The organism is Paraburkholderia tuberum STM678, assembly GCF_902833905.1.
Taxonomy (GTDB): domain Bacteria; phylum Pseudomonadota; class Gammaproteobacteria; order Burkholderiales; family Burkholderiaceae; genus Paraburkholderia; species Paraburkholderia tuberum.
On record NZ_CADFGP010000197.1, the window covers coordinates 1 to 368 of the forward strand.

Sequence of the window (368 nt, forward strand, 5' to 3'; positions counted from 1 at the left end):
TAGGCCGGATCGCCGCCGACCATGCGCGCGATGCTGCGGTTCGTCACCGCGACGAGCGTCACGAGGACCGCGGACACGGCCACGAAGATCGCGCCGACCAGCCACAACGACGCCATGAACGCAGCGTCGATGTCGTCAACATAGGCGCCGGTTGCGATGATCCAATCCCACGGCGCATAGCGCACCACGTAGCCGATCTTGCCGACCGCCTGTGTCGACGCCGCGCCTGAATGCGGGAACACGTAGTCGACGAAGCCGCCGTCCGGCGCCTGTGCGGTCGACGCGAACGTCACGTAATGGTGACGGCCGTCGGCATCGGCGCTGCCCGCGAGATCCTTGCTTTCGAGTGCCGGCTTGATCGGATGCAT

General features: G+C 66.3%; 1 protein-coding gene. It reads right to left on the bottom strand.

Features of this window, described 5'->3' with window-relative positions; translation table 11 throughout:
• Positions 1-368 (bottom strand): cache domain-containing protein (locus HWY30_RS40920; RefSeq protein ID WP_176079070.1); only part of this gene is annotated, 368 nt, incomplete at both ends.